Below are 6,214 nucleotides of genomic sequence, written 5' to 3' on the forward strand. Positions count from 1 at the left end.
GGTGCCCCGGTCCGTCGTGGGCTCTATCAGCTCATGACGGTGGGCAGTACCTCCTCTGTCAGGCGGCGGAGCTGGCCTCGCTGGTCCCAGGAGGTGAGGCGGAGGATGAGGTGGGTGGCGCCTTTGTCGAGCAGGGCGCGCAGGTCGGCGGCGCATCGCGCCGGCGGGCCCGCGGCGGTCCAGGACTCGATCATCGGCGCGGCGACCTCGTCCTCGTCCTCGTGGGCGGCGATGAACCGGCTCGTCTCGGCCAGGCATTCGGCCCGGTCGTCGCCGATGTTGACGTTGTGCATGGCCACGACGGGGAAGGTCGCGGGGTCGCGGCCGGCGGCGGTCAACTCCTCCCGCAGCCGGGACCACAGTCCTTCGAACAGGCCGGGCCAGCTGCCGGCCGTCATCCAGCCGTCCGCGAGCGTCGCCACCCGCCGTAAGGCGCGCTCGGCGAAGCGCGGATCCCACGGGTTGGCCGCGATGAGGATGGGACAGGGGTCCTGCAGCGGGGTGGGGGCGATGAGAAGGTCCTTGTAGCCGCGGAATCGCCCGTCGAAGTCGATGGGCTCGCCGCTCCACAGCTCGCGGCAGAGCGCGATGTTCTCTTCCAGGCGAGGTGCGCGTTCTCGATCGGGCACGCCGAAGTGCGCGCCCTCCCTCGCGCTCACCCCGTCGCCGACGAGCCCCGTGCAGGCGCCCAGGATCATCCGGCCGCCGGAGAGGTGGTCGAGGGTGGCCCATTGGTAGGCGGTGACGGCGGGGTCGCGCAGCGGGAAGCTCGCCATGCAGGACGTGCCGAGCCGGACCCGCTCGGTCATCGCGCTCAGGGCGCCGAGGAGAGACAGCGCGTCGGGGCGCGGCTGGGCGGTCAGGCTGTCGCCCACCCAGACCGAGCTGAGGATGCCGCTCTGTTCAGCGGTCACTCCCAGCTCCAGGAGTTCGCGGATGCCGCCGAGGCCGAACAGGGCGCCTCGCTGCGGGATGAGCAGGCCGAACCGGGTGTCGAACATGATCCCTCCGTAATCCAACAGTGTTGGTTTTGGCTAGGATCGTAGCAAGCGGAAGGAGAGGGTGTGGCGAAACCTCGGCGTGGCAGGCCGGCCGCAGGCCCGCATCTGACCGTCGCGGCGCTGGTCGCCGCCGCCCGCGAGCTCGTACGCGAGGAAGGTGTGGACCGGCTGAGCATGCGTCGCCTGGCGGCCCGGCTGGGCGTGGACGTCTCCTCGCTCTACTGGCACGTCACCAGCAAGGAGGCGCTGCTCGACCTGGTCGCCGACGACCTGCTGAGCGAGGCGCGCTGGCCCGACCCCGCGCTGCCCTGGCGGGAACGACTGCTCGGCGCGTTGGCCGAATACCGCAGGCTGCTGCTCGACCACCGCGACGCCGCCCGGATCCTGGCCGGGCGCTGGGTTCTCGGCCGCAACACGCTGCGCAGCCTGGAGGCGATGCTGTCGGCACTGCTGTCGGCCGGGCTGGACACACGTGCGGCCGCTCAAGTGGCCTTCCTGCTCAACAGCTACGTGACCGGCTTCGTCCTACAGGAGCTGAGCCCGATGAACTCCGCCGAGGCCGAGGGGGCCGACCCCGGCGAGGTGCTGGCTCGCATGAACGCCACCCTCAAAGCACTACCGGCCGACGAGTTCCCCAGCCTCGTCACGGCGGCCGACGACCTGACCGCCCGCACCAACGACGAGCGCTTCGAGCGCGGGGTGACGCTCATGCTGGCGGGTCTCACCGCCTTGTGACCGCTTGCCCTTTTGGGCCTCAGGCGGTCAGCAGGGGTAGCGGCTCGAAGGTGTGGTCCTGCCACAGGCGGCGCGAGGTCTCCTCGGGGTAGGCGGTGACGGACGATGTCGTGTCGAAGACCTGGGTCAGGCGCTGCCGGGGGTCGTACGCGGGCCAGCCCGGGTCGCCCGTGGCGGCGAAGGCCGTCCAGGCGGTGCGGATGCGCGTCGTCAGCGCGCGGGCCTCGGCGGTGTGCTCCGGGCCGATGGCCACCGGGCCGAGGTGGGCGTCATAGGTGCCGAACAGCAGCGGGCCGTCCAGGCCATGGCAGGCCCGCAGCAGTCCGCCCGTGCCCGGGGACTGCCAGGTCAGGTCGTACAGGTACGCCTGCCCGCCCCCGACGACCTGGGCCTCGGCCAGGTGCAGTGTCGGCATGCGGAACAGCCAGTCGCTCTGCACGAGCTCGAACAGGTCCTCGGCCGACGCGTCCGGGAACGCCGCGCGGTAGGCACGTTCGCCGTCCTCGCCCGGTCCGTAGCGCCGCAACGTCTGCGCCGCCAACTCCTCGGTGACCTTACCGAACAGGTTGCCGAGGAGCAGGAAGGTCCGCCACTCGTCGCGGTTGTGGCCGATGATCAGCTTCACGTCTCGTCCCGCGCCGCGGGCCAATCCCTCCCAGGGCGTGACCGGCAGCACCTCGCCGTCCACGACGGGAGAGTAGAGGGACAGGGTGTGCGCGAAGGAGCCCCAGCGGTCCTCGTACTGCCGCATCTTGGCCGTCAGCGCCTGGCCGACCGCCGGGAGTTCCCGCGGATCCACGCCGGACAGCTCTTCGACGGTCGGACGCAGGCCGGCCTCGGCGGCGATGGCCGCCCCGACGTCCCGGGCCAGTGCGCCGGACAGGAACGTGCCCGGCAGGCTCTGCCCGACAGCCCGCCGGAACAGGCCCGCCGCGCTCGGCATGACCATCAGCGAGGCGATGGACCCGGCGCCGGCCGAGTCACCGAGGATGGTCACCTGACCGGGGTCGCCCCCGAAGGCCGTGATGTTGTCCCGCACCCACTCCAGGGCGGCCACCTGGTCGAGCAGGCCCCGGTTGGCGGGCGCGCCCTCGATGCCGGCGAAGCCTTCGATGCCCAGGCGGTAGTTCAGCGACACGAACACCACGTCGCCGTCGCGGACGATGTGCCGGGCGTCGTAGCCGGGGCTGCCGGAGAAGCCGAGCTTGTAGGCGCCACCGTGGATCCACACCATCACCGGGCGGCGGGCGGCCGGGTCCGGGGCGGGCGTCCAGACGTTGACCGTCAGCCAGTCGTCACCCGGGCCCTTGAAGGTGAAGAAGTCCCCGCCGCCACGGCCACCCATGTCCGTGTCCTGCGGGACTGGCGGGCCGAACTCGTCCGTCTCTCGTACTCCGTCCCAGCGGCGTGCGGGTCGCGGCGCCTGGAAGCGGGCCGCGCCGATCGGGGGTTCGGCGTACGGAATGCCGCGGAAGACGGCCAGGCCGTCCTCGGTACGGCCGCGCACGACTCCGGCGGCGGTGCGAACCTCGGGCTCGACTACGGACATCGCTGGGCTCCCTTAAAACGGCTGATTTAACAGTTGTCTATTTTCTAACACATGTCTAGGGTTGGCGGCGTGCAAGTCAGACAAGACCGCCGGGTGCTCCGCTCTCGCGCCGCGCTGATGGCCGCCGCGGTACGCCTGGTGTCCGAGCGCGGCACCACGGCCCTTCCCGTCGGGGATCTCTCCGATGCCGCGAACGTCAGCCGGCAACTGGTCTATCTGCAGTTCGGCGACCGTGACGCGCTCCTCGTGGCGGCCGCGGCCGACCTGGTCGAGCGGGAGCTCATTCCGGAGGTGGGCGACGACAGCGCGCCACGTCGCACACGCGTGCTCGCGATGGCCCGGCACTTCGCCCGGCACCGGCCCTTCTACCGCGCGATGCTCACCGGATCCTGCGCCTTTCCCATGACCAGGGCCCTGAACAGGCTGTTCGGTTCGCTCATCACCACGACGGGCCTGCGGGAGGTGCTCGGCGACCTCGACGACGACACGGCCCGGGACCTGGCGACGATGATCACCGACGGCACCGGCGCGATCGTCAACGACTGGGTGGTCGACGCCGACGACCCCCTCGACCCCGAAGAACTCACGGACCGCCTGCTACGCCTCTCGACGGCGTGCGCCCGCGGCCTCCCTGACCTCACCCCTTCCGCCGGAGGCCGCCCCCGATGAACCTGAACAGCCACCTCGTCCAGCGCATGCTGCGTCTGCCCCCGCCCCTCACCAGGGATCTGACCGTCGAGCGCGACCTGCGTGTCCCGATGCGCGACGGAGCCGTCCTGCTGGCCGACCGCTGGACCCCGGCGACCGGCGGCGACGGCCTGCCGACCGCGCTCATCCGCGTCCCCTACGGCAGATCCGGTCCGACCGCGGCGCCGATGGTCCGGCCGCTGGCCGAACGCGGCTTCCAGGTCCTCATCCAGAGCACCCGTGGCACCTTCGGCTCCGACGGCCCCTTCGACCCGCTGCGCTGTGAGCGCGAGGACGGCCTCGACACCTTGGACTGGGTGATCGAGCAGCCTTGGTTCGGCGAGTCGATGATCCTGGTCGGTGCCAGTTACAGCGGCTTCACCCAGTGGGCGGTCGCCGACGCCGCGCCGCCCCAGGTCAAGGCCATGATCCCGGGAGTCTCCGAATCGGCCCTCACCCTGGACTTCCTGCACGGGGACGCCTTCTCCCTGGAGACCCCGTTCGTCTGGGGCGTACAGGTGGCCGGCCAGGAACGCAGGTTCGGCATGCTGCGCCAGCTGCTGGGCGGCAAGAAGGTCCAGCGCGCCCTGCGCACGCTCCCCTTGAACCAGGCCGACACCGCCGTGCTCGGCCGCCACTACGACTACATCCAGAACATCCTCGTCCACGACGCCGACGCGCCATTCTGGCGGGGCCTCGACCACCGCCACCGGGTCGCGGACATCACCGTGCCGGTGAGTACGGTCGGCGGCTGGTACGACATCTTCCTGCCCGGCCAACTCCGCGACTACCGCGCTCTGCGGAACGCTCGTCTCACCGTCGGCCCCTGGGCCCATATCTCCATGGGCGTGGGCCACACCTACACCGCCGAGGCCCTCGACTTCGGCCTGGCCCTGGCCAGGGGCGAGCAGCCGGCCGAACGCGCCCCGGTACGCCTGTTCGTCATGGGCGAGGACAAGTGGCGCGACTTCCCGTCCTGGCCGCCGCCGGGGTACGAGCCCCAGCGCTTCCACCTTCAGCCGGACGGCGCCCTCGGCACCGAGCCACCCGCCGACTCCTCCCCTGACGGCTACCGCTACGACCCGGCCGACCCCACCCCCGCCGTCGGCGGCGTCCGCATGGCCTTCGGCGAGAAGGCCGGCCGCGTCGACAACACCGCCCTCGAGGCCCGCCCCGACGTCCTCACCTACACCACTGCCGCGCTGGACGACGACGCCGAGGTCATCGGCGACGTCAGCGCCGAGATCTTCTTCCGCTCCAGCCTCCCCTTCGCCGACGTCTTCGTCCGGCTGTGCGACGTCGACGCCGACGGCCGCTCAACGAACGTCTGCGACGGCCTGCGCAGTCTCACCGGCGCCGACGAGACCCGCACGGCAGAAGTGCGGATGTGGCCGACCGCGTACCGCTTCAAGCGCGGGCACCGCATCCGCGTCCAGATCTCCAGCGGCGCCTTCCCCCGCTACAACCGCAACCCCGGCACCGGCGAACCCCGCGCCACCGCCACCACCCTCCGCGCCGCCGACCAGCAGGTCTTCCACGACCCGCGGCACCCGTCGGCGGTGCTCCTCCCCATCCGCCGGACCACGTCGGAGAAGTCCGGGAAATGACCGGCGCAAGCCCTGGTGACGGCAACCGCGCGTTGTGAGGCTGACTGCAATCCGCTCTGTCGAACTCACGGGGAGATTCGATGCAGACAGCAGGCAAATCCCGGAAGACACGGTCCACGGCCCGCGTCCTGGCGACAGCGACCGTACTCGCGACATCTCTCGCGACCACCATCGCACCCGCATCGGCCGGCACCAGCGCCACCCAGGCGGCCGTGGCCCGCGCTCCGGCCGGGGTCAGCGTCTGCCTCGGGCTGTGGGCCGCGTACAACGCCATCCTGCTCAGGCACCTGGGGGGCCGTTGCAGCCCCCTGGGCACCTACCACATCCATGTCTGGGGCGGCGGCCGCGACATCAACTACCCCACCTACACCTACAACAGCGCCATCAGGGAATTCTCCTATACCTGGCCGGTGCCTCAAGGGACCAACATCTGCGCCGAACTCTGGTACCACAAGCCTGGCGGCGGCTATGAGAGCTGGGGCCTTCCCTGCGAAGAGATGTGACTTCCCCGACGAACCCTCACGGAGGTGGGGGGGGGGGGCGGGCCCCCCCCACCCCACAGACACCAACGAAAACGCCGAGAAGGCACACCCCAGAACCAACACCGGAAAAAATGACACGAACCGGGCGGCGGA

6 protein-coding genes are annotated in these 6,214 nt (G+C 71.0%); 4 read left to right on the plus strand and 2 right to left on the minus strand.

What is annotated here, in order from left to right:
- Window positions 1-26: 26 nt before the first annotated feature.
- Window positions 27-1,001: an LLM class flavin-dependent oxidoreductase gene (locus ACGFJ2_RS57810; protein WP_393483731.1), complete on the minus strand. Its 975-nt coding sequence runs from the start codon at window positions 999-1,001 to the stop codon at window positions 27-29.
- Window positions 1,002-1,064: 63 nt separating this feature from the next.
- Between ACGFJ2_RS57810 and ACGFJ2_RS57815 the strand changes: the two genes are divergently transcribed.
- Window positions 1,065-1,736, plus strand: coding sequence for a TetR/AcrR family transcriptional regulator (locus ACGFJ2_RS57815; protein WP_357956689.1), 672 nt, complete (start codon window positions 1,065-1,067; stop codon window positions 1,734-1,736).
- A gap of 19 nt (window positions 1,737-1,755) precedes the next feature.
- Here ACGFJ2_RS57815 and ACGFJ2_RS57820 read toward each other — a convergent pair whose 3' ends face one another.
- Window positions 1,756-3,285, minus strand: coding sequence for a carboxylesterase/lipase family protein (locus ACGFJ2_RS57820; protein ID WP_393483735.1), 1,530 nt, complete (start codon window positions 3,283-3,285; stop codon window positions 1,756-1,758).
- Between the two features lie 69 nt (window positions 3,286-3,354).
- Between ACGFJ2_RS57820 and ACGFJ2_RS57825 the strand changes: the two genes are divergently transcribed.
- From ACGFJ2_RS57825 to ACGFJ2_RS57835, 3 genes are all read left to right on the plus strand, one after another.
- Entirely contained in the window at window positions 3,355-3,954 is a 600-nt protein-coding gene (locus tag ACGFJ2_RS57825; protein ID WP_393483738.1) for a TetR/AcrR family transcriptional regulator, read from the plus strand.
- Window positions 3,951-5,579: a CocE/NonD family hydrolase gene (locus ACGFJ2_RS57830; RefSeq protein ID WP_393483741.1), complete on the plus strand. Its 1,629-nt coding sequence runs from the start codon at window positions 3,951-3,953 to the stop codon at window positions 5,577-5,579. The genes ACGFJ2_RS57825 and ACGFJ2_RS57830 overlap by 4 nt, the downstream gene beginning before the upstream one ends.
- Before the next feature lie 80 nt (window positions 5,580-5,659).
- On the plus strand, window positions 5,660-6,082 hold the full coding sequence (locus ACGFJ2_RS57835) for a hypothetical protein (protein WP_393483744.1): 423 nt from the start codon (window positions 5,660-5,662) through the stop codon (window positions 6,080-6,082).
- Window positions 6,083-6,214: the final 132 nt, after the last annotated feature.

Origin of the sequence: Nonomuraea sp. NPDC049028, assembly GCF_043197735.1 — a bacterium.
In the GTDB taxonomy this organism is placed as follows: domain Bacteria; phylum Actinomycetota; class Actinomycetes; order Streptosporangiales; family Streptosporangiaceae; genus Nonomuraea.

Excerpts from the sequence above, each read along its gene's own strand:
- ACGFJ2_RS57835 (WP_393483744.1), top strand. The coding sequence starts at position 5,660 with ATGCAGACAGCAGGCAAATCCCGGAAGACACGGTCCACGGCCCGCGTC.
- ACGFJ2_RS57810 (WP_393483731.1), bottom strand. The coding sequence starts at position 1,001 with ATGTTCGACACCCGGTTCGGCCTGCTCATCCCGCAGCGAGGCGCCCTG.
- ACGFJ2_RS57820 (WP_393483735.1), bottom strand. The coding sequence starts at position 3,285 with ATGTCCGTAGTCGAGCCCGAGGTTCGCACCGCCGCCGGAGTCGTGCGC.
- ACGFJ2_RS57830 (WP_393483741.1), top strand. The coding sequence starts at position 3,951 with ATGAACCTGAACAGCCACCTCGTCCAGCGCATGCTGCGTCTGCCCCCG.